Source organism: Arthrobacter sp. NPDC056691, assembly GCF_042791415.1.
Taxonomy (GTDB): Bacteria; Actinomycetota; Actinomycetes; order Actinomycetales; family Micrococcaceae; genus Arthrobacter.
Window position 1 is genome coordinate 19,955 of the sequence record NZ_JBHTXX010000027.1, and the last position, 22,080, is coordinate 42,034.

The following is a 22,080-nucleotide window of genomic DNA, read 5'->3' on the forward strand; positions in this document are numbered from 1 at the left end:
GTTGCGTGGCGCGAAGCAATTCCGGCCCGGTGACCCGGGCCGGACCGGCCCTACTTCTTGGCTGCAGCCTTCTTCGCCGGGGCCTTGCGCGTGGTGGTGCGCTTAACCGGGCCCTTGGCCCGCTTTTCGGCGAGAAGTTCGACGGCGCGTTCCCGGGTCAGTTCCTCCAGCGAGGTGCTGCGGGGCACGGTGATGTTGGTGATGCCGTCGGTGATGTACGGACCGAAGCGGCCCTCCTTCACCACGATGTTCTTCTCCGACACCGGGTCCGGTCCGAACTCGGCCAGGGGCGGCACGGCTGCGCGGGCGCCGCGCTGCTTGGGCTCGGAGTAGATCTCCAGCGCCTGCTCCAGGGTGATGGTGAAGATTTCCTCTTCCGAGCCGATGGACCGCGAGTCCGTGCCCTTCTTCAGGTACGGGCCGAAGCGGCCGTTCTGCACCGTGATCGGGTTGCCCTCGGCGTCCTGACCGAGGACCCGGGGAAGGCTCATGAGCTGCAGCGCCTCGTCCAGGGTGACGGATTCCACGGTCATGGACTTGAACAGCGAACCGGTGCGCGGCTTGGCCTTGACAGGCTTCTTCGGCGGCTTGGGCTTGCCGTTCTTGTAGTACTCCACGGGGAGGTTGGCCAGCTGCTCCTCGGTCATCTCCGGGATGATCTCGGTGACGTAGGCGCCGTAGCGGCCGTTCTTGGCAACAACCGTGTGTCCGGTGTGCGGATCGGCACCCAGGACCCGTTCCTCGGGCGCCGCGGTTTCCATGAGCTCCACTGCCTTGGCGGCGGTGAGTTCGTCCGGGGCGAGGTCCTCCGGGACGTTGGCGCGGGCGGACTCCATCACTTCGCCGGTCTTGGGGTCCACCGTGGGCAGGGAGCTCTCCAGGTAGGGGCCGAACTTGCCGACGCGCAGCGTGATGCCGTCCGCGATGGGCACGGAGTTGATCTCGCGGGCGTCGATCTCGCCCAGGTTGTTCACGATGCTCAGCAGGCCGGGGTCGGTATCTTCGCCGTAGTAGAAGTGCTTGAGCCAGGCGGTGCCCGCAGCCTGGCCGTTGGCGATCTTGTCCAGGTCGCCTTCCATGTCGGCCGTGAACTCATAGTCCACGTAGTCCGTGAAGTGCTGTTCGAGGAGCCGAACCACGGAGAAGGCGATCCAGCTCGGCACCAGGGCAGAGCCCTGCTTCCGCACGTAGCCGCGGTCCTGGATGGTGGAGATCGTGGAGGCGTAGGTGGAGGGGCGTCCGATGCCCTTCTTTTCCAGCTCGGCCGTCAGCGACGCTTCGGTGTAGCGCGGCGGCGGCGAGGTCTCGTGGCCGACGGCGAGAATGTCCGAGGCTGCCAGCGCGTCACCCTTCGCGACGTTCGGCAGGCGGCGGGCATCGTCGGATTCGTCGTCGCCGCGGCTTTCGTCCTTGCCTTCCTCATAGGCGGCCAGGAAGCCGGGGAAGGTGATGACCGTGCCGGAGGCCGAGAATTCGGCGTCGCGGCCGTCGGAGGCAACCGCGCCCAGGCGGATGGTGGCGGTGGAGCCCTTGGCGTCGCCCATCTGGGAGGCGACGGTGCGCTTCCAGATCAGCTCATACAGGCGGAATTCGTCGCCGCTGAGCTGCTTGGCAACCTGCGCCGGGGTGCGGAAGGAGTCACCGGCGGGGCGGATGGCCTCGTGGGCCTCCTGCGCGTTGGCGGCCTTGCTGGTGTAGACGCGCGGCGACTGCGGAACGTACTCGGGGCCGTACAGCTCGGCGGCCTGGCGGCGCGCAGCCGTGACGGCCTCGTCGCTCAGCGCCGACGAGTCGGTACGCATATAGGTGATGTAGCCGTTTTCGTACAGCCGCTGGGCCACCTGCATGGTGCTCTTGGATGAGAACCGCAGCTTGCGGCCGGCCTCCTGCTGCAGCGTGGAGGTGGTGAACGGCGCGGCGGGGCGGCGGGTGTACGGCTTGGTGTCCACGGAGCGGACACGGAAATCGGCGTCCTGCAGGGCGTCGGCCAGGGAGGTGGCGAGTTCCTCGTTAAGGTGGGCCACGTTGCGCGAGGTGAGTTCGCCGTCGTCGTTAAAGTCCCGGCCGGTGGCGACCTTGGCGCCGTCAACAGCGGCGAGCTTCGCTTTGAAGGAGCCGGCGTCGGCACCGAACTGGCCGGTCAGGTCCCAGTAGGACGCGGCCTTGAACGCCATGCGCTCCCGTTCGCGGTCCACCACCATGCGCGTGACCACGGACTGCACGCGACCGGCGGACAGGCCGCGCGCCACCTTGCGCCACAGCACCGGGGAGATCTCGTAACCGTAGAGGCGGTCCAGGATGCGCCGGGTTTCCTGGGCATCCACCAGGGCGGCATCGACGTCGCGCAGGTTGTCCATGGCGCGGTGGATGGCTTCCTTGGTGATCTCACCGAAGGTCATCCGGTAGACGGGGACCTTGGGCTTCAGGACCTCCAGAAGGTGCCACGCGATGGCTTCGCCCTCGCGGTCCCCATCGGTTGCGAGATAGAGCGCGTCGGCGTCTTTCAGCTGGGCCTTGAGCTCGGCCACCTTTTTCTTCTTGTCCGGAGAGACCACGTAGTAGGGCTTGAAGTCGTTTTCGACGTCGACGGCGAACTTGCCCAGCGAGGTTTTCTTCAGTTCCGCGGGAAGCTCGGACGGCTGCGGCAGGTCGCGGATGTGACCGATGGAGGCCTCAACAATGAAGCCCTCGCCCAGGTACTTGGCGATGGTCTTGCTCTTGGCCGGAGACTCCACAATCACGAGTTTCTTGCCGGTTTTGGCCTTGCTTGGCACAGTGCTCCTACAAAAAAGGTTGCTCGGGCAGATCAGCCCATATTGGCCTAGTTCACCATATTTTGCAGAATTCTGCGCTGTCATGTGGAAAACGGTGGCCCCCGTCACGGCTGTTGTCCTGGCCGGACTGCCGGCGGCCCGGGCGTGTCCCCGGAGCCTGGCAGAGGGCATTCGGCCGCGCCCGTCAGGTGCCTTCGTGGCCGCCCGATGCCCCCGGCAGGGTGCGGTCGTCGGGAATCATGGACCACATGGTGGCGGTCCGCTCGGCACCGGGTGGAATGCGGCTGGGATCATCCAGTTCGTAGTCGCGAAGGAGGTCAAAAACCCTTTCCGTCAGTTCGTTGCGCTGCTCGGCCGTCAGGTAGAGGAGGTTGCTGGCGAGCAGAACCGCCGGGGCCGGCTCGGAGGAGTCACCGCGCTGGCGGTGTTCGTCCCGGGCACGGGCGTAGGCGCTGGCTCGGCGGCGGAACGCGTCCAGTTCGAGGTCGATTACCGCAAAGTCCGGACCGGCCACGGCCCCGCCGGAATTGATCGCAAAATCGGTACCGGCAGCCTTCCACCGGCGTTCGCGGGCGTCGGCCGACGGCTCGGCGGGGACCACTATGCCCCATTTCTGCAGCGCCCGCAGGTGGTAACTCATCGCGCTGGGAGTGAGCCCGGTCTGCTGGGCCAGTTCCGTGGCCGTCCGGCTGGACTGCGTGGAGTACAGCTCGGAAATGACCTCCAGGCGGGCGGCGTGGGCCAGGGCCCGGATCGCTTTGGGGTCGGTGATCTCCACCTTCTTTTCCGGCCGGGTCCTGCGGCGCGGCGCGGCGTCCGGCTGCGGGGTTTCCGCCGGTCCCGAAGACGGCGTATCTGTACTCACTCCTTCAGTCTACGCAGCACGATGAGGTTCTGAAAGAAATGCTTGACATTCGCATTCAGGGGCCGGCCGGCTTGCTCCGGGAATACTAAGCATGCTTTGCTTACAGGCGTAAACAGACCTCCCGCAAGCAGTTCGCGGCGGGGCCGCCGGCGTTGGCGGCCCCGTGAGAAGCCCAAAGGATGACCATGATTACCCTCGACGACGACGCTTTGGTACCCACAACCCGGTCCGCCCCTGAACTCACGGGCGCAGGCCAGGACGCCGGCGCAGCCACGGACGGCGTCCTGCTGGCGCCAACGGGCACGCCCCGGCACTGCAGGCGGCCCATGAAGCGCCTCGATCAGGAGTTTTCGCTGGAGATGGCCATCAGGGTGGAAGGCCAGCGGCTGATCCGTTCGGTGAAGGCCGTGGGCGCAGCCGACGCCGTGACCTACCGCTGCATGTGCGGCTTCACCATCGACGTCCCTGCCCCCGGGATGGGCCGCGCCCTGATTAACTGACAAGCCCCAGCATTAACTGACAAACTCAGCGCGAACGGACAGTTGAGCACCTTCGTGGGCCTCAAGTGTCCGTTCGCGCTATCGGATCGCTATCAGTCCGGGTCAACGGGCAGCAGGAATCCGTCCCGGACCAGATTGGCCACTTCGGTGAGCAGACCTGCCCGGAAAGCGTCGCCGTCGAACTCCTCCGTCCCGCCCAGCAGCGCCTCAAGGGCGCCGATAATCTGGCTGGCGGTCAGGTCGCCGTCGCACGCGGAGACAAAGCCCGCCAGTTCGGTGCTCAGCAGGTTGGTGCGGCGGAGGCCTGCTCCTTGGCGCAGGAGGATAACGCCGGGGTGTTCGGCGCCGGGGCGCTGGTGGCGTTCCTCGGTGACGTCCTCGGCCACGAGCAGGTGAGCTGCGGAAACGTCGTGGTCCGCCAGCCAGTCGGCCCTTTCGACCGCTGCCCCCAGATGCGGCCCGACCGGCTGTTCGATCGGGTAGGTGATCTCCTCGAACCGGTGGATCCGCCGCTCACCGGCCGGCCGGCGCAGGAAGATCATGCCGAAGCCGATCCCGCCGACATTCCGGGACGCGAAGTCGGCCAGGTAGGCGGCGTAGGCCTCCTGGTAGTGCCGGCGGTCCCGGGCTTCGGAGGCATCCTGCAGCCAGGTCTCGGCGTACTGTTCGGGCCCCACCTGTTCGCGCTGGATGAACCATGCGTCCGTGTCCGGACCGGCCCAGCTTTGCGGCCGCTCATCCCAGTCCGAGCCTTCCGGGATTTCCCAGTTGCCCAAAAGCTGGGCTGTTCCGCCCGGTGCGAGCACATCGGGCAGGGAACGGATCAGCGACGCGACGATATCGTCCCCCGGCAGGCCGCCGTCGCGGTAGGTGAACTGGTCGGCCGCGGCCTCGCCCGCAGTGCGCGGTGTGATGACGAAGGGCGGATTGGACACGACGAGGTCGAATGTCTCGCCGGCAACGGGCTCGAGGAGCGACCCGAGCCGCAGGTTCACCCGTTCTTCCGGCTGCTTCGGATCAATGTCGAGGGCTGCCGCATTGAGCAGGAGGTTGAAGCGCGTGAATGCGAGGGCCCGGGCCGAGATGTCCGTGGCGGTGACGTGGCCGCTGTGCTGCAGGAGATGGAAGGTCTGGATGCCGCAGCCGGTGCCCAGGTCCAGCGCTCTGCCGGCCGGCCGGCGGATGGTGGACTGGACAAGGGTGGTGGACGCCTGCCCGATCCCCAGGACGTGGTCGTGCCTGAGGACGCCGGGCCGCTGGTGGGCGGCAAGGTCGCTGGCCACCCAGATTTCGACACCGCCGTCGCCCGAGTCCCAGCCGTAGGGGCGCAGGTCCGCTTCGGCAGCAACCTCGGTCCCAGCGACTTTGGCCAGCCCCAGCGCCACGAGTCCTTCGGCGCGGGTCCGCGGCAGCGCGCCGTCGAGCACCGCCCCTTCCTGCGGAACGGCCAAAAGCCAGAAACGCACGACGGCGGCCAGCGCCGCGGTGCGCGGCCCGCCGGCGGCTGCTGCTTCCGTCACGATCAGTGCCGGGATGAGCTGGTCCCGGTTGAGGGCCTCGTAGGCCGATTCCCCCAGCAGGTCCGCCACGCCCTCCAGGGTGTAGCCCACCTCCCGGAGGTCTGCGGCCAGCGCCTGCAGGAGCTCGGTCCGGTCGCTGCGCGGTGCGTCGGGAGTGTTGCCGGCGGTGAAGTGCATTGGTTCGGTCACCGGGCAAGTCTATTTCCCGCCCGCGCCTGCATGCCGGTCCCCATCCTTTTGGGACCTTTCGGCCCTTTCGGCCGCGGCGCCGCCACGTTTCAGGCCCTGGCGCGGCTGTGGTGCCTGATGGTTGTGGGCGGCGAAAGCTACAGTGGGGCCATGCTCGGAACCCAGGCAGTGGCGGCCGATCCCGATTGGCTGCGGTACGCGGCGGCATTCGCACCGCTGCTGGCCGCAGTCATTGCTGGCTGGATCGCGTGGCGCGCGCTCGCCCAGCGGCGCGAGGCGGACCGGCGGGACCAGTGGTGGAAGCGGACGCAGTGGGCCATCGACCTTGCCATGGACCGCGACTTCAGCAGGGCCGTCGTTGGCCTGGTGGCATTGAAACACCTTGGGGCCAGCGATCTGTGCACCGACGAGGACTACGAGATGCTGGACAAGATCGGCGGCGCCAAGATCGATGCCCTGACCCTGTCCGAGGAAAGCGCCCGGCGCCAGGCCGGGGAACCGCAGGCCCCGGAGTCTCGGCCCCCGCATCGTGAAGCCGCCGTGCCACCGGACGCTGCGGCGCGGGCAACGGTCATTCCCGTGACCCTGGAGTCCCGGGGCGAGCGGATACTGGCGACCTCCGCAGGCATGGCCAAAGCCCTGACCGAGGCAGACAGACTTGTCTCTTTTGTGGCGTCACGGCGGAGCGGGAGGAGGGGGACGGCAACCGGCGGCACCTCAAACGGGTAAGTTTTAAGCCATGCCTGAACGTTGTCCTCTGATTACCCGTGCCTTGGGCGGGACGGCTGCGTCCGCCCTCATCCTGCTGGCAGCTACTGCCTGCTCCCCCGTGGTGTCCGTCGAAAATGCCGATGTTCCGCAGTGGCGGGCCACCGCGCTGCCGTCCGACGGCCAGGCATTGCTGGAGGACTCCGGCAAGATCCTCAACCGGGACAGGATTATCCAGGCGGCAGCCAGCGTACCGGCGGGTGACTACACACTGACCATCACGTGCGACGGCGGCGGCAAGGCGTTCTTCGCTGTGACGCTCGCCGGCAAGGAACTGACGGAAGCCGGGGCGGCCTGCAACGGCAGCCGCGAAACCGCGAGGATCTCCGTGCCGAAGACCGGGCGGATGGAGATCAGCGCCTCCAGCGTGGACGCGCCGCTCCTGTACGCCTACCACCTCGTTCCTGCGCCGTAACCCGGGGCCGGTCAGCGGCGGCGCCCTACGGATCCCGCAGATCGGGGACGGCCCGGGCGAATTTTTTCTTCCGGCGGATTGCCATCTGTACCGGCGCCTCCGGCAGGCTTAAAGTCGGGGTATGCCCGCGGTGCGGATGGCCTCCGCGCATCGTTTCCTGGGGCGGGCGCACCGCATGCTGTGGCTGCGGGCGCCGGCAGCCGCCGTCGTGCTTTTGTTTGTGCTGGTGGCAGCCGTTCTGGGCGGCTGTGAATACAGCTACGACGACGGCCGGGGCGAACTACCGGACACCGCCCCGGTGGTGACGGATCCCGTGCTGCCGCGTGATCCGCTGGAGAACGAGCCGGTGTCCGGTCAGGAACTCACGGAATGGGCGAAGGAAGTCCTGCCCGACGCCGAGGGACAGGTCTTCCACACCAGCTACGGCAGCGTTGCCAAGGGCGGCAGCAAGACCGAATCCACCAAGCAACTGCCGGGCGGCACGTACTCCCTCACCCTCGCATGCCGCAGCGAGCGGCGGGTCTCATTCACCGTCCGCGACGCAGAGTTCGCCCTGGTGGACCTGAGCCTCCGGTGCGGCACGTCGCGCGTCAATGTGGTGCACCTGTCCGAGGACTCCGTGCTTCGGGTGACGGTGGAGGCGCGCTCGGACGCCAATTTCGCCTACCGGATCAGCCGGATCTGACGCAACGGCTGCCAGTCGCTCGCTGGCCCGGACCGCTCAGGGGCGCAGGCGCGCCAGCTCAGGCGGCGCAGCCGTCCGGGCAGCGCAGGGTCTCGGGGGTGGCAGCGCACTCGGCGCAGTACAGGGTGAGGGTGCGGCAGCTGGGGTTCGAGCAGTTCTCGAACTTGCTGGTGGGCGCCTGGCACCGGACGCACTCGCCTATGGTCCGGGCGTCCTCGCTGAATTCGAGGTGCATGCGTTTGTCGAAGACATACAGGGAGCCTTCCCAGAGGCCCTGGTCCTTGAACTTTTCGCCGTAGCGCACGATCCCGCCGTCCAGCTGGTACACCTCCTTGAAGCCGCGGTTCACCATGAGGCTGGACAGCACCTCGCAGCGGATGCCCCCGGTGCAATAGGTGACGACCGGCTGGTCCTTGAGGTGGTCGTACTTGCCGGAGTCGAGTTCGGTGATGAAGTCATGGGTGGTGGCGACGTCGGGGACGACGGCGTCCTTGAACTTGCCGATCTGTGCCTCGAACGCGTTGCGGCCGTCGAAGAACACGACGTCCTGGCCGCTGGCCTTCCTGGCGTCGACGAGTTCGTGCAGTTCCTCGGGCAGCAGGTGCGTTCCGCCCCCCACGACGCCGTTCTGGTCCACCTTCAGCTCGCCGGGAGCGCCGAACGAAACAATCTCATCGCGGACCTTGACGCTTAGGCGGGGAAAGTCCTCCGCCCCGCCATCGGACCACTTGACGTCGATGCCGTGGAAGCCCTTGTATTCACGCGTGGTTTTCACGTATTGCTTGACGGCCCCGATCTCCCCGCCGACGGTGGCGTTGATGCCGTCCTTGGAGATGAGGATCCGTCCGGTCAGGCCGAGCTTCTCGCACAGGGCACGCTGCCAGAGCCGAACAGCGTCCGGGTCTGCGATGGGAGTAAAGCCGTAAAAGAGTACGATTCGGTTCAAAGCCACGTATTTAAGGGTACTTGGTAGGCGTCGGGGACGGATTCGGACCGGGGAAGAGCCTCCTATCACAATTGCATAAGCAAGCGCCAAAGCTCTGTTACTTGTGACAGCGCTGGAATACTCTCATCACATGACGCCAGAAGCCATGGTTGGAGACATCACTCATTTGCTTGAAGTCTGGGTAGCCGGTTGGGCTGGTTGCCGGGGCTATGAAACGCGCACCGAGGGACGGTTCCCCGCTGCCCTGCGTGCGGACACGACCGGGGACTGGGAATACTTCGCCTCCGACCCCACGGACGCCGAGTTCGCGGACCTTGCTGCAAAGACTGCCGAGGCCCCCAAGCGGGTTCTGACCATCCTGACCAATGATGTGGGACGCTACAAGCTCCTGGCTGAACAGCACAACCTCAACGCCACGTCAGCGTCCCAAGCCATGATGGTCGTGGACATGGAAACGCAGGACTCCGAGGACCCGTGGCTCTCGGACGACGACCTGTCCCTGAAAACGTGGGAGTCCGACGGGGTCCACTTTGCCGAAGTCCGCTCGGGCGACACTCTGGCGGTGAGCGGCCGCGTGGTGGTCATCAACGGCACCGCGGTCTTCGACAAAATCGTCACCGAGCCCTCCTTCCAGCGCCGGGGCCTGGGCAGCTTCATCATGAAGGCACTGGCGGCGCAGGCGTTCTCCCACGACGTGGAGGACGGACTCCTGCTGGCGTCCCTTGACGGGCAGAAGCTGTATTCGCATCTGGGCTGGTCCTCGGTGTGCCACGTGCTGATGCTCTCCGCCTCCGACGAAGGATCCGACCTCTCCGTGGTCTGACCCTCCCGGCATTTCCCTCCCTCCGGGCTGTGTCCCGGGTCAGCTGCTCCGCGCCGGTTCGCTGGTCTGTCGTGTCCGCTGTTCCCTCCTCCCTGCGTTGTTCCGTGCGGGCGATTTTTGCACGAATGAAAGAATGTTGGGGTGAACCCCCATGACTCGCTGATTCCTTTGCTGGGCCGTGGCCCGGACCCGGAGCAGCTCCGGCATGTGCGGACCATTCCGGCGCGCGCCGCCGTGCACGAACCGTGGCCGGACTGGGCGCACCCGGACCTGGTCGCGGCCTACGGCAAGCTCGGCGTTCACCAGCCCTATCGGCACCAGATCCGGGCAGCAGACATTGCCCATGGTGGCGATCACGTGGTGATCGCCACCGGGACGGCGTCCGGGAAGTCCCTCGCCTACCAGCTGCCGGCGCTGGACGCGATTCACCGGTCCGAACTCCGCGTCCTGTCGGAGCCCGGAAAGATCCACGACGACGGCGCCGTGACGCTCTATCTCTCCCCCACCAAGGCGCTGGCGGCAGACCAGCTCGCAGCGATCCGGTCCCTGAACCTCCCTACCGTCCGGGCTGAAACCTACGACGGCGACACCGACCAGGCCTCCCGCCGCTGGATCCGCGACCACGCGAACTTCATTCTGGCCAACCCGGACATGCTGCACTTCGGCATCCTGCCGAACCATGCCTGGTGGGCAGGGTTCTTCCGGCGCCTGCGCTACGTGATCGTGGACGAGGCGCACAGCTACCGCGGCGTTTTCGGCTCCCATGTGGCCAACCTGATGCGCCGGCTGCGGCGCATCTGTGCCTACTACGCGCCCAATGGCAGCTCCGCCGGACCGGTGTTCATTGCGGCGTCCGCCACCGCTTCCGAGCCGGAGACGTCCTTCGGCCGGCTTATTGGCGCCGCGGTCCGCGGAGTCTCCGAAGACTCCTCCCCGCATGGGTCCACGACAGTGGCGTTCTGGGAACCGGCGCTCACCGAGGTCCGCGGCGAGAACGGGGCCAAGGAGCGGAGGACGGCCGTGGCCGAAACCGCCGACCTCCTCGCGAACCTTGTGTCGTCGCGGGTCCGGACCATCGCGTTCATCAAATCCAGGCGCGGCGCCGAAACCATCTCCTCCATCACCAAACGGCTGCTGGATGAGGTCGACCCCAGCCTGCCGCAACGGGTGGCAGCCTACCGCTCCGGGTATCTCCCGGAGGAACGCCGTGCCTTGGAAAGGGCGCTGCGGACCGGCCAGCTGCTGGGCATCTCCAGCACTTCGGCCTTGGAACTGGGCATCGACATCTCCGGACTCGACGCGGTGCTGGTGGCTGGCTGGCCCGGCACCAGGGCGTCCCTCTTCCAGCAGATCGGCCGGGCGGGCCGCGCCGGGCAGGACGCCATCGCGGCCTTCGTGGCCAGCGACGATCCCCTGGACACCTATCTGGTCAACCATCCGGAAGCTATCTTCGACGTGTCCGTCGAGGCGACGGTGTTTGATCCATCCAATCCCTACGTCCTGGGCCCGCACCTCTGTGCCGCGGCCGCTGAGCTCCCGCTCGGCGTTGCCGAGTTGCCGCTGTTCGGAGCCACTGCGGAGAAGCTCCTCGGGCAGCTGGTGGCACAGGGCTACCTGCGGCGGCGCCCGGCGGGCTGGTTCTGGACCCACCCGCAGAGCGCGGCCGCCATGGTGAACCTGCGGGCCGACGGCGGCGGGCCCGTGAGCATTGTGGATGCCGACACCGGTTCGCTGCTGGGAACCATGGACTCGCCGCAAACGCACTACCAAGCCCATACCGGGGCCGTGTACGTCCATCAGGGTGATAGCTACGTGGTGGAGGACCTGAACGAGGACGATCACTGCGTGGTGGTACGCCGGGCCAACCCCGATTACTACACGACAGCCCGGGACGTCACCCAGATCGAGGTCCTCGAGACCCAGCGGACGGCGCAGTGGGGCGATGTTGCCGTGCACTTCGGCGACGTCAAGGTCACAACGCAAGTGATCTCCTTCCAGCGGAAAGCCCTGATTTCCAATGAAGTCCTGGGCGAGGAGCCCCTCGATCTGGGAGCCCGGGACCTTTTTACGAAAGCCGTATGGTTTGTGGTGGAGAACCGGTCACTCACAGGCGCCGGACTCATCGAAGCCCAGTTCCCCGGAGCCCTCCACGCGGCCGAGCACGCCGCCATCGGCCTGCTGCCGCTGGTTGCCTCGAGCGACCGGTGGGACATCGGCGGGGTTTCAACCGCCATCCATGCCGACACCGGCGTGCCGACGATTTTCGTGTACGACGGGCACCCTGGCGGCGCCGGTTTTGCCGAGCGAGGCTTCGAGAAAGCCAAGGTGTGGCTGAAGGCCACGAGAGACGCGATTGAGGCCTGCGAGTGTGAATCCGGTTGCCCCTCCTGTGTCCAGTCGCCGAAATGCGGCAACAAGAACAACCCGTTGGACAAGGACGCAGCAGTCACCCTGATCGATGTCCTGCTGAAGGACGCGCGGGACGCGGCAGCCCCGGAGGATTCCAAGGCGGGAGCACCGGCGTCGAACGCGGTCTAGAAACCAGCGCCGTCCCATTGACGCTGGGGCCAGTCTGGGACGGGTCCCCACGCTGAGAAGCTGTGATGCCGCCCACGCCCGGTGCTCCTTGAGCCCGCGCAATTTTGGAGCCCCGTGCACTCTGGGAGCTTCGCGAAGGTTAGGGCGGCGGCCCCGCCCTGGCACGGCCGGTGGCGACACCCAGGAGCGGCCCCGCAGGCAGCTCCGTGCTGACTTCGACGGACTGGCCGCCTCCTGCGGTGCAGGTGACGAGCGTTGCTTTATGGCGGGCAGCCACCGCGGCGGCCACGACGCAGGGCTCCCCCGCTGAAACGCCACGGAGCGCGTCAGCCGCGGCCAACGCTGCGAGGTCGGCCGCGGCGGCGGCCCTGGACGCCGCCGCGGACGCCTGCGCCAGCAGGAGGAGCAGGGCCATGACCATCACAACCACCATGCCGAGCCCCGCGGCCAGCACAGTGCCCGATCCGCGTTCGGACTCGACACCGGATACCGGATTTCTGCGCTGGCCGAAGGGCTGTCTGCACCGCCGGCTCACAGAGGCCACCCGGCAGTAATGCCGTATGCGTGCCCCACCAGTGCCGGCCGCGTCGGTCGCGCCGGGTGCTCCGGGTGCTCCGTTCCCGGAGCCGGCGCAGATGATGCCGTTTCGCTGCGTGCCTCCGCCCTGGCGGTCAGCGTCCAGGGCATCATGCGTCCCAGAGGCCCAGCCGCCCGGTCCGACACGGTGACGCTCATCCATTCACCAGCCGGCACCACGGCCGATGAGGCCGACGGGCCAGCCAGCTTCCGGACAATACCGTCGACGACGGCTGGGTCCTCACCCCTGGCGAGTGCCCTGGCACCCGCCCGCGCCGCGTCCTCCAGCCGCAGTTGGGTGATTCCCGCCGCAGACCCCGCCAGCAGCATCGCCAGAAGCAGCAGGACCGCCGGAAGAGCGACCGCAAATTCAGCGGTCACAGCGCCACGGCTCGTCCCGTGCCCGCACTCGGCGCCGCGGACCTTCCCCTGACCGCGGCCGGCCTCTTCTCCGGATGGGTGCCTCTGCTGCCGGCAGGACTCAAGTCCGGCCGCAAGGGTCTGCGGAGCGGGTTTCACGGCAGGGCCAGCGCCGTACGGATCAGGTTGAGGAGGAAGCCACGGACTTCGTCGCTGCGCAGGATGAACACCAGGAGCCCGGCGAAGCCCACCGCCGCCAGCGTGGCGATGGCGTATTCGGCGGTGGCCATACCCGCTTCCGAAGCCATGAGACGCCTGCGTGGCCGTGGCTTCACCCGCGGCGCGGTGCTGGCGCCAGGGTAGATCTCCAGCACGTCGGCTTCGTCGGAGTCCCGGCGCAAGGGCCGGGCGGCTTCACCCGGAGTTTGGTAGTTGAGGGACATGAATTTTCCTTTCTTGAGTTCCGGCGGATTGCCGGTGTAGTCGACTCTCCCGTCCGCCACCGGGACCGGTAAGGCCTGAACTTCGCTAAGTGGAAAAGCAGCCAGACCGGCCGTATGTGGAGGGGAAGTGCCGGTGTATCCGCGGCGGCCGCGCGGAAAGTGGGCCCTACGCCAAAGCAGAATGTGCAGCCGTACGGAAGGTGGAAATTCATGGCAGGGGAAATGCAGGCAGTCCGAGAAAGCCTGCGGGACAGCCATGCACGCCGACCGGGCTTGTGGGGCCGAGAGAGTGCGGCTGCTTGAGGGATGTCAGCTGCCGAAAGGATCTCACGTGCCGAAGGATCTCAGCTGCCTGAAGGAATCAGGGCAAGCAGTACAGGAACGACTCCCAGACAGATGAAGGCGGGCAGCGAACAAAGCCCCAGCGGAACCACCAGCTTTACTCCGAGGGAGGCCGCGCGCTTCTCCGCGGCCCGGAAGCGTTCGCGCCTCATTCTGGCGGCCTGGGCATAAAGGATGGATGACGACGGCGCACCGGTCAGCGCGGCGAAGCCCAACGCGTCCCGGAGGGCAAGTATTTCCGGCGACCGAACGTCCGAACTGCGCCAGGCCGTCTCCCAGTCGGCACCGATGGCCATGGCTCCTACGACTGGCCGGAGGGCGCGACCGTACTCGGGTGAGGCCGCATTAGCCACCAGTTCCAAGGCTCGTCCGATACCCGCACCTGCGTGGAGCATGGCGGCAATCAGCTCAAGCATCATGGCGGTATCCCGCAACCCCGGTGACTGCTCCGCGCCGCTCAGGGAGCGATCGTACCCATTCGCATTGCCGCTGCCCGCCGCCAAGCCGCTCCGGCGGAGGAGCCCTGATCTGGCGTGAGCGGTTCCACTAAAGGCGAGGCCTGCGGCGGCCGCCAGCGCCAGGGAGATGAGGGCAGCAGCCAAGACCGATCCACTCATTGGCCTGGTCTGTTCACGCGGAGGGAACCCGGCGGTCGGGTCTTCATGGCGGGGCTCCGTTGGCGCGAGTTCATGGCACAGCCGCGCCAGCCGCTGCCTGCACGAGCCTTGCGGACCAGATGCGGCCGGCGACGGTCAGTCCGATGCCCGCGACCAGGGCAGCCACGCCGAACGGTGTGCCCAGCAACATCGCCAGCGGGTCCACGCCGAGGCAGACACCCAGACCCAGTCCCAGCAACGGGAGCCAGGTCAGCAGTGCGACCGTTGCCTTCGGTCCGGCGAGCGCAGTCTGCCGGGCCGCTTCAGCATCATCTTCAACCTCCAACTGGGCCGCAAAGCGAGTCAGGACATCAGCCAGCGGACAGCCGCTGGCGGCCGCTATCTCGAAGCAGGCGGCCAGCTCAGCCCAGATCCGCAGCTCACGGCCGCCGTCGCCATGTCGCGAAGACGAACACGCCGACCGTATTGCCTCGGCTACCGGGCCTCCCCGCAGGGCGGCTCCACGGGCGGCTGACAGGACAGCCGCTGATCCGGGGCTGAGCCGCGGCCGGCGGGGGTCGTCATCTGCGGAGCCCCGCTCCACGTAGAGCTGCCACAGTTCGTCCCACAGCCGTGAAGGTGAACGGCCGCCCTTCAACAGGGCGGCCAGTTGCTGAACCACAACCGTCAGGGACACGAAGGCTGCCTTGCGGCGACCCCGGGCGAGGACAAACCTGCCTCCGCCCGGAACGGCAGGCAGGCCGTTCCGGGCAACACGGCCGCCAGCCGCTAAACCGCTCGGGCCGAGGGCACTGCGTGCTCGCCGGAGTGGCCCGCGCGCAGGGCTCAGGATCAGCCACGCGGCTAGCGCCAGTGCACCGACAAAGACGGCGGTCATGCTGCCGCCCTGCGGGCTCCGCGTTTTTCACCCATGATCTCCGGACCGTCCTGTCCCGTTGGCCCTGCGGCCGCGTCCGGGGGCAACGGCTCTGGCCTTCCAGCCGCTGGCCCGGGCAGGCCGGAGTCGCGGACGGGGTCGGAATGGCCGGCTGATCCGGCCAAGCCGGAGTCGCGGACGGACATGAGGTCGCGGGCTGGCCCGGGCAGGCCCGAGTTGCGGACGGGGCCGTAATCGCGGCCTGACCCGGGCATGGCCGAGTCGCGGACGGAGTCGCGGACAGGGATGGGGTCGCCTGCGTGGCCGGCATCGGGGAGAGAGCCTGTGTCCAGGGCCAGGCCCGGATCGAGGGCCAGTCGCCGGGCAAGCACCTCCCACGCCGGCCCGGGGACCGGCCTGCCGCCTGAGACGTCCAACGCCACGGCGACGTCTAGGCCACCGTGCCGCTCCGTCAGGATGCCGATGCAGGCGACATAGCGTCCGTGCCTCGACCGGGCAACGTGCACCACCACATCAAGGGCGCTTGCCACCTGCAGGCGGACCGCATCCTGTCCAAGTCCGGCCAAGGCCCCGAGTGCGGTGAGCCTGGCCGGAACCGCGCCTGCGGCATTGGCGTGGATGGTGCCCCCGCCTCCGGTGTGCCCGGTGTTCATGGCCGTCAGGAGTTCGCGCACTTCGGAACCGCGGCACTCCCCCACGATCAGCCGGTCCGGCCGCATCCGGAGGGCCTGGCGGACGAGTTCTCCAAGGTCTACGGCCCCGCCTCCCTCGAGGTTCCCGTGCCGCGATTCCAGCGAAACCACGTGCGGGTGTACCGGGTTCAGCTCCGAGGCGTCCTCGATCAGAACCAGCCGCTCCCCCGGATGACAGAGCCCCAGCAGTGTAGAAAGAAGCGTGGTCTTCCCGGAACCGGTGGCTCCGCTGACCAGGAAACTCAGCCTCCGCTCCACCATGCGCTCCAGAACACCCTGAACCAGTGGCCCGAACATGCCCCCGTCCCGGAGCTCATCCATGGTGAAGACCTGTTCGCGCCGGATCCTGATACTAAGCAGCGTGCCGGAGGCTGAGATAGGCGGCAGGACGGCATGGACCCGGTAACCACCCTCGAGCCGCACATCCACGCACGGCGATCCGTCGTCCAGCCGCCTGCCGCCCGATGCCACCAGCCTGGCGGCAAGGGCCCTGAGCTGGGTCTCCCCCGAGAAGGTCACGGATGTCCGTTCGATGCCGCGTCCCCTGTCCAGCCAAACGGAGTCCGGGGCGTTCACGAAGATGTCCGTGACCGACGGGTCCCGGACCAGGTGCTGCAACGGCCCGAGCCCGTTGAGTTCGGCACTGATGCGCTCAGCGGCGGCGAGGGAACCGGCCGTGCCCAACAGCTTCCCGGTGGCCTGGACTGCGGCTGCCACCCGCGACGGGGTAACCGGCCCGGCTTCCGCCATGACCGACTCACGGACCGTCTCAAGAAGCCCAGCGTCCAGGACGCGGGCCGCTCGCCGCCTGCCGGCAGTCTCCGCGAGCGCGGCACGGGAAGCGGGTGCACCAGGAGTCCCTGCTGCGGCGCGGCCGCCGGTATCGGCCCCGGGACCCACCAGATGATCGCTCACCGGAGGTCCCCGGCCTGCAGATCGCTGGCCAGGAAGCCAAGCACTGAGGAAGCGAAGCGCCGGACAGACTTCCGCCGGCCATGGTCGAGCAGGCGGCCCAGTTCGGTGGCCGAGGCTGTGCCCCGCACCTCGGGCATCATGCCGTGCAGAGGGAGTCCCACGGATTCGGCGACGAGCGCAGCGTCCAGCGCCACGCCGGCCTTTCCCCTGATAACCAGGGCGGATTCGACGGGCGGAAGCTCCTGCAGCAGCCGGGCGGCGGCAACTGCAGCCTTCAGTTGGGCGGGGACGACAACCAGGAGGCGGTCGCAGTCCCATGCGAACGTCCGCAGCGGCTCGGCGCTGCGGCCGATATCGACGATCACCACTTCGTATCCCCGTCTGGCGGCGTCGAGGACGCCTCCCACGGTGACCGGGTCCACGAGGGGTGGCCGTTCCCTGCTTCCAGGCCAGGACAGAAACGAGAACCCGCCGGCGACGGGCAAGGCGTCCGCGAGCTGCTGCGGGTCAATGCTGCCACTGGCATCGGCGAGGTCCGGCCAGCGGAGCCCCGGGGATTCCTCCGCAGCGAGGGCCAGTTCCAGGCCGCCGCCCCAGGGATCGGCGTCCACGAGCAGGACCCGTGCACCGAGTTCAGCGGCTGCCTGCGCGAGCCACGCCGCCGCGGTGGTGGCACCTGCCCCTCCGCAGCCGCCGGTAACACCGAGCACCAGGCCTCCGGCCTCCGGTGAACGTGACCGGCTGAGATACTCCGCCAACCAGGCGGCGGCGTCGGGAAGAACGGCGACGCGTTGTGCACCCAAGGCAGCGCCCAGGTGCCAGAGCGTATCCCCTTCCCCGCTCAGGCCCACGAGAACGGCTGGCGCGCGGCGCCGGGGCGGCAGTTCACGGACATCGCTGCCGACCAGCACGTCGGCTGCGGAATCCCAGAATGGTGCGGCCTCCGCCACATCGTCCACCACCCGGAGCTGTCCGCCGGCCGCCGCGACAATCCGTTCGACCTCGCCCCGCAGATATTCGAAGCCCGTGACGAGCAGAACGTCGCCGCCGCCGTCGGGGACCCAGGTTCCGGCTTCAGAAGAGGTCGGAGGCCTCGCCGGAGCTGGCCCGCGCTGGACTTCAGGCACGGCAGCATCCGGCAGCGCGCCATCCGGGTCTGGTGGGAGTCGCCGGTTCCGGGCGTGGTGCCTGCTCATGCAGCAACTGTGCCCGAAGGTCCGGCCGCCCGTCAGAGACTAATGGGCCTATGTGGAAAACCGGCCGCCCGGCTCCCGGAAAAGCAAGCCCTGCCCGCTGTGGAGGACAGGAGCGGCACCTCCACCCGGACGAACCAGTGGGCCACAGGGCGCTGGTGGCGACGCCGAACACCTCGGCGGCAGGGCAGAATTGGACATATGTATCTGTTGCTCGCCGCCCACCCCAACGGCGCAGCCATACAGGAGCTCACGGCGGCAGGCCTCCCCCACCCCGACAATCCCGAACCAAGGATCGTCAGCGCGGCTCCGCCAGCCACCCAACCCGGCAGCCAGCCCGGAGCACCCAGCGACGGACCCGGGCTGGCCGCCGTCGTCGGCGAACTCGAGAAGCGGCGCCCGCGCTGGATCTGGCACCGCACCCAGGACTGGTACCTGCCCCTGCTGGCGGCGGGCGTCGACGTGGAACGCTGCTATGACCTCTCCTTGTGTGGCGCCATCTTGGCCCATTCCGAGTTCACAGCCCACACCCCGTACGCCCGGAATGCCGAGAAGCTGACGCAGGACGACGATCTGCAGCCGCCGCGGCTGCTCCAGCCGCCCCCTCCGCCCGCCGACCAGGGCGCACTCTTCGACGATCCGGCCGCGGCACGCCAACCGCGCCAGACCCTTGCCGAGCTGCGCGCCGAATACGCGGCCCAGCAGGGCGCCCTGGCAGCCGCCGCAGGAGCAGCCGCCACAGGAGCAACCGCCACGGGCGACAACAACCGGCGGCAGCGGCTCCAGCTCCTCCTCGCCGCAGAGTCGGCCAGCGCCCTCGTGGCGGCCGAGATGCAGCATGCCGGCGTGCCCTGGCGCGAAGAACTGCACGAGCGGATCCTGGCCGATCATCTGGGCACGCGGCCGCCGCTGGGGCACCGTCCCGCCAAACTTGAGGCCCTGAACACTGAGCTCCGGGGCCTGCTGAATGCGCCGGCACTGAATCCGGACTCACCGCAGGAGCTCATGCGCGCCCTGCACCGCAACGGCATCGAGGTGAAGTCCACGCGGAAATGGGAGCTGAAGGAGTCCAGCCACCCGGCCATCGAACCCCTGCTGGAGTACAAGAAATTGTCGCGACTCCACACAGCCAACGGCTGGGCGTGGCTTGACGCCTGGGTACGGAACGGGAGGTTCCGGCCCGAGTACGTGGTGGGCGGGGTCGTGTCGGGCCGCTGGGCGTCGCGCGGCGGCGGAGCACTGCAGATTCCCCGCCAGGTCCGCGGCGCCGTTCACGCCGACCCCGGGCACAAGCTCATCGTGGCCGACGCGTCCCAGCTGGAACCGCGTGTCCTGGCCGCTCTCGCGCAGGATTCGGTCATGGCCGAGGCCGCCCGGGACCAGGATCTCTACGCGGGGATCGCCGCCAAGGGATTCGGCGGCGACCGTAGCAAGGCAAAAATGGCCCTGCTCGGCGCAATGTACGGTGCCACGTCCGGCGAAGCGGGCCGCCTGATGCCGCAGCTGGCAAGGACCTACCCGCGCGCTGTGGGCTTCGTCGAACGCGCCGCCCGCGACGGCGAAGCCGGCAGGACCGTCACCTCGCGTCTGGGACGCAGCAGCCCGCCGCCGTCGGAAATGTGGTTCCGCAGCCAGCGTTCCACTTCGGCGGAGGAGCAACGCCGGGCGGACGCCATCGCCCGTTCCCGCGGTCGTTTCACCCGGAACTTCGTCGTCCAGGGTTCAGCTGCGGACTGGGCTGCCTGCTGGCTGGCGGAATTACGACGGCGGCTACGCACCATGCGTGCCGACGGTTCTGCAACCGGGGAACTCGTATTTTTCCTGCATGACGAGGTGATGGTCCATGCCCCTGATTCCGCCGTGGACGCCTGCATCCGCGCCATCGAGGAAGCCGCCACCGCCGCCAAGGAGCTGCTCTTCGGGCCAATTCCGGTCGAGTTTCCGGTGAGCATCGCCGTCGTCGATTCCTACGACAACGCAAAGTAGCCCCGCCGCAGAGCCGGCCGAACTGAAAAGGGGCACCTTGACACGTGGGGCCGGGGCTGGGGCCAGGACAATAGCCTCTGCTGACGGTAAACAAAAGTCACATGCGCCCCAGACGGAATACCGGGTTGTACTGAGTAATGTACCGGTCAGTAGTTGGCTTCGTGTGGCGTGGGCCACTAAAGTCATTGGTGGCCGGGCAGTGGCAATAAGTTGGCCCGGCACGTGCGACGAAGCATCAGCAGGGGGTTTCCACGCCAATGGCGGGCAAGTTCGAAGTTCACCAGGATAGCGATCAGACTTACAAATTCCGTCTCATGGATGGGGACGGAAACATCGTGGCAGAGTCGCCGCGGTTCAAGAGCGTTTCGGGAGTAGTGGCGGGCATCAACGCACTGCGCGAAAACGCCGCCACCGGCCTGGTGGTGGATCTGCGGAAATCGCAGCACTGACGCTGGCGGAATAGCCAGCAGCGCCGCCTAGAGGTCCAGCGGGTGAAGCCTGGTCCGGTCCCAGGGAACGGCCCAGGCCAGCTGGTCGAACAGCTCGTTCAGGATCATGCCCGTAAAGCCCCAGACCACCAGGCTGTTCACGGTGAACGCCGGGCTCTGGAACGTCTGGTTCATGCGGGTCACGGCGGCCATCGTGCGGTTTTCGGGGTCCAGCAGATCGCGGACCGGCACCCGGAAGACCTGGGCGGACTCGCCGTAGTCCACCACCCGGACGGGCGACGGCGCGGCCCACCAGGCCAGCACAGGGGTCACCAGAAAGTTTCCGCGCGGCAGGGCCAGTTCCGGCAGGGCACCCAGCACTTCGACGCCGGAAGGGTCCAGGCCGGTCTCCTCTTCCGCTTCCCGAAGCGCTGCCTCCACCGGAGTCTCACCCACGTGGATGCCGCCGCCGGGAAAGGCCACCTGTCCGGGATGGTCATCCAGGGTGTGGGCGCGTTCCAGGAGCAGAACGTCCAGGTCGGCGGCCACGAGCGGCTTGCCGGAGACTGCGGGCACATCGTCCAGGGCTCCGAAGAGGATCAGGACGGCCGCTTTGCGAGCGACGGACTCGTCGACGGTGAGCTTGCGCCAGTATGGATTTCTACCCGGGCCTGTACCCGCCCGGATAGAATCGACGAGGTCCACCAGATCCTGGCGTGCTGTCATTGCGTCCTCCGCTGCGATTCCATCCGGATCTCGGCGGCGCGGTGCGTCTCTGCCAGCAGCTTCGCCAGGAGCTCCTCGTTTCCGGGCGCCAGTTCGTACTTCAGCAGCTTCGCGGCCTTGGCCGGGTTCGTCTCGCCCGAGCCGAAGCTGGGGCACCAGTTGGCGACGGCGCAGGCACCGCAGGCTGGCTTGCGGGAATGGCACACGCGCCGGCCGTGGAACACCACCCGGTGGGAGAGCATGGTCCAGTCCCGGGGCTCAAACAGCTCCGCGACGTCGGACTCGATCCGGACGGGGTCGTCCGATTCCGACCAGCCGAAGCGCCGCGCCAGGCGGCCGAAGTGGGTGTCCACCGTGATGCCGGGAATCCCGAATGCATTGCCCAACACCACGTTCGCGGTTTTCCGTCCGACGCCGGGAAGTGTCACCAGATCCTCCAGCCGCCCTGGTACCACGCCGTCGTACTCATCCACCACCCGGTTCGCCAGCGCGAGGAGGTTCCTCGTCTTGGCGCGGAAAAACCCGGTCGGCTTGATGATGGCTTCGAGCTCCTCGGTGTCGGCTTCCGCCATGGCGCGGGCGTCCGGGTAGCGGGTGAAGAGCAGCGGCGTGATCAGGTTGACCGTCACGTCCGTGGTCTGCGCGGAGAGCACGGTGGCCACGAGGAGCTCGAAGGGGTTCCGGAAGTCGAGCTCGGCGTGGGCGTACGGGTACTGCTCGGCGAGGGCCCGATTAATCCTCCGGGCGCGGCGCTTCAGGGCCAGGGGCGACTCGCCGGAACGGGCTGGCGGGGTGGCCGCCGGCCCGCTTTCGGCGGGGATGGCATCGCCAGGGAGGGTCTCTGCGGGAGACCCGGTGGGGATGGCGCCCCCTGGAATCTCCGCGGAAACCTCCGCCGGAGC

General features: G+C 67.9%; 20 protein-coding genes and 1 pseudogene. 8 read left to right on the plus strand and 13 right to left on the minus strand.

Going from position 1 to position 22,080, the window contains the following annotated elements; genetic code table 11:
• Positions 1-50: 50 nt before the first annotated feature.
• Together topA and ACFRAU_RS18860 are read right to left on the minus strand one after the other, a co-directional pair.
• A complete protein-coding gene (gene topA, locus ACFRAU_RS18855) occupies positions 51-2,774 on the minus strand; it encodes a type I DNA topoisomerase (protein ID WP_378001047.1) in 2,724 nt (907 codons plus the stop codon).
• Positions 2,775-2,958: 184 nt separating this feature from the next.
• Entirely contained in the window at positions 2,959-3,639 is a 681-nt protein-coding gene (locus ACFRAU_RS18860) for an ArsR/SmtB family transcription factor (RefSeq protein ID WP_378001048.1), read from the minus strand.
• Positions 3,640-3,824: 185 nt separating this feature from the next.
• Here ACFRAU_RS18860 and ACFRAU_RS18865 point away from each other — a divergent pair, with 185 nt between their 5' ends.
• A complete protein-coding gene (locus ACFRAU_RS18865; RefSeq protein ID WP_378001049.1) occupies positions 3,825-4,139 on the plus strand; it encodes a hypothetical protein in 315 nt (104 codons plus the stop codon).
• Between the two features lie 92 nt (positions 4,140-4,231).
• Here the strand turns inward: ACFRAU_RS18865 and ACFRAU_RS18870 are convergent, their stop codons facing one another.
• Positions 4,232-5,836 carry a methyltransferase gene (locus ACFRAU_RS18870; RefSeq protein ID WP_378001085.1) on the minus strand — a complete coding sequence of 535 codons (1,605 nt, stop codon included), beginning with the start codon at positions 5,834-5,836 and terminating at the stop codon, positions 4,232-4,234.
• A 162-nt stretch (positions 5,837-5,998) separates the two neighbouring features.
• On the opposite strand from ACFRAU_RS18870, the gene ACFRAU_RS18875 reads away from it, so the two are divergent.
• From ACFRAU_RS18875 to ACFRAU_RS18885, 3 genes are all read left to right on the plus strand, one after another.
• Positions 5,999-6,577, plus strand: a complete 579-nt coding sequence (locus tag ACFRAU_RS18875; protein WP_378001050.1) for a hypothetical protein — start codon at positions 5,999-6,001, stop codon at positions 6,575-6,577.
• Between the two features lie 10 nt (positions 6,578-6,587).
• Entirely contained in the window at positions 6,588-7,031 is a 444-nt protein-coding gene (locus ACFRAU_RS18880) for a hypothetical protein (RefSeq protein WP_378001051.1), read from the plus strand.
• A 121-nt stretch (positions 7,032-7,152) separates the two neighbouring features.
• Positions 7,153-7,716, plus strand: a complete 564-nt coding sequence (locus ACFRAU_RS18885) for a hypothetical protein (RefSeq protein ID WP_378001052.1) — start codon at positions 7,153-7,155, stop codon at positions 7,714-7,716.
• Between the two features lie 58 nt (positions 7,717-7,774).
• On the opposite strand, the gene ACFRAU_RS18890 is transcribed toward ACFRAU_RS18885, so the two are convergent.
• Positions 7,775-8,668, minus strand: a complete 894-nt coding sequence (locus ACFRAU_RS18890) for a rhodanese-related sulfurtransferase (protein ID WP_378001053.1) — start codon at positions 8,666-8,668, stop codon at positions 7,775-7,777.
• 124 nt (positions 8,669-8,792) lie between these two features.
• Here ACFRAU_RS18890 and ACFRAU_RS18895 point away from each other — a divergent pair, with 124 nt between their 5' ends.
• A complete protein-coding gene (locus ACFRAU_RS18895; RefSeq protein WP_378001054.1) occupies positions 8,793-9,485 on the plus strand; it encodes a GNAT family N-acetyltransferase in 693 nt (230 codons plus the stop codon).
• A gap of 141 nt (positions 9,486-9,626) precedes the next feature.
• Complete coding sequence (locus ACFRAU_RS18900) at positions 9,627-12,023, plus strand: DEAD/DEAH box helicase (RefSeq protein WP_378001055.1); 2,397 nt, start codon at positions 9,627-9,629, stop codon at positions 12,021-12,023.
• 139 nt (positions 12,024-12,162) lie between these two features.
• Here the strand turns inward: ACFRAU_RS18900 and ACFRAU_RS18905 are convergent, their stop codons facing one another.
• From ACFRAU_RS18905 to ssd, 7 genes and pseudogenes are all read right to left on the minus strand, one after another.
• Complete coding sequence (locus ACFRAU_RS18905; protein WP_378001056.1) at positions 12,163-12,558, minus strand: Rv3654c family TadE-like protein; 396 nt, start codon at positions 12,556-12,558, stop codon at positions 12,163-12,165.
• On the minus strand, positions 12,555-12,980 hold the full coding sequence (locus ACFRAU_RS18910) for a TadE family type IV pilus minor pilin (protein WP_378001057.1): 426 nt from the start codon (positions 12,978-12,980) through the stop codon (positions 12,555-12,557). Before ACFRAU_RS18910 ends, ACFRAU_RS18905 begins: the two co-directional genes overlap by 4 nt.
• A 134-nt stretch (positions 12,981-13,114) precedes the next feature.
• Entirely contained in the window at positions 13,115-13,402 is a 288-nt protein-coding gene (locus ACFRAU_RS18915) for a DUF4244 domain-containing protein (RefSeq protein WP_377995092.1), read from the minus strand.
• Between the two features lie 344 nt (positions 13,403-13,746).
• Entirely contained in the window at positions 13,747-14,361 is a 615-nt protein-coding gene (locus tag ACFRAU_RS18920; RefSeq protein WP_378001058.1) for a type II secretion system F family protein, read from the minus strand.
• A 70-nt stretch (positions 14,362-14,431) separates the two neighbouring features.
• Positions 14,432-15,238, minus strand: a complete 807-nt coding sequence (locus tag ACFRAU_RS18925) for a hypothetical protein (protein ID WP_378001059.1) — start codon at positions 15,236-15,238, stop codon at positions 14,432-14,434.
• Positions 15,239-15,567: 329 nt separating this feature from the next.
• Positions 15,568-16,845, minus strand: a pseudogene (locus tag ACFRAU_RS18930) (TadA family conjugal transfer-associated ATPase); the annotation flags it as partial.
• On the minus strand, positions 16,842-17,882 hold the full coding sequence (gene ssd / locus ACFRAU_RS18935; RefSeq protein WP_378001086.1) for a septum site-determining protein Ssd: 1,041 nt from the start codon (positions 17,880-17,882) through the stop codon (positions 16,842-16,844). The pseudogene ACFRAU_RS18930 and the gene ssd, both read right to left, overlap by 4 nt.
• Before the next feature lie 357 nt (positions 17,883-18,239).
• On the opposite strand from ssd, the gene ACFRAU_RS18940 reads away from it, so the two are divergent.
• Positions 18,240-20,024 (plus strand): bifunctional 3'-5' exonuclease/DNA polymerase, encoded by a 1,785-nt coding sequence (locus ACFRAU_RS18940; RefSeq protein ID WP_378001060.1) that lies wholly within the window; start codon positions 18,240-18,242, stop codon positions 20,022-20,024.
• Positions 20,025-20,281: 257 nt separating this feature from the next.
• Positions 20,282-20,473: a YegP family protein gene (locus ACFRAU_RS18945; protein WP_377995087.1), complete on the plus strand. Its 192-nt coding sequence runs from the start codon at positions 20,282-20,284 to the stop codon at positions 20,471-20,473.
• Positions 20,474-20,500: 27 nt separating this feature from the next.
• Here the strand turns inward: ACFRAU_RS18945 and ACFRAU_RS18950 are convergent, their stop codons facing one another.
• Together ACFRAU_RS18950 and nth are read right to left on the minus strand one after the other, a co-directional pair.
• Positions 20,501-21,178, minus strand: a complete 678-nt coding sequence (locus tag ACFRAU_RS18950; protein ID WP_378001061.1) for an NUDIX hydrolase — start codon at positions 21,176-21,178, stop codon at positions 20,501-20,503.
• Positions 21,175-21,999, minus strand: a complete 825-nt coding sequence (gene nth, locus ACFRAU_RS18955; RefSeq protein ID WP_378001087.1) for an endonuclease III — start codon at positions 21,997-21,999, stop codon at positions 21,175-21,177. The genes ACFRAU_RS18950 and nth overlap by 4 nt, the downstream gene beginning before the upstream one ends.
• Positions 22,000-22,080 lie beyond the last annotated feature (81 nt).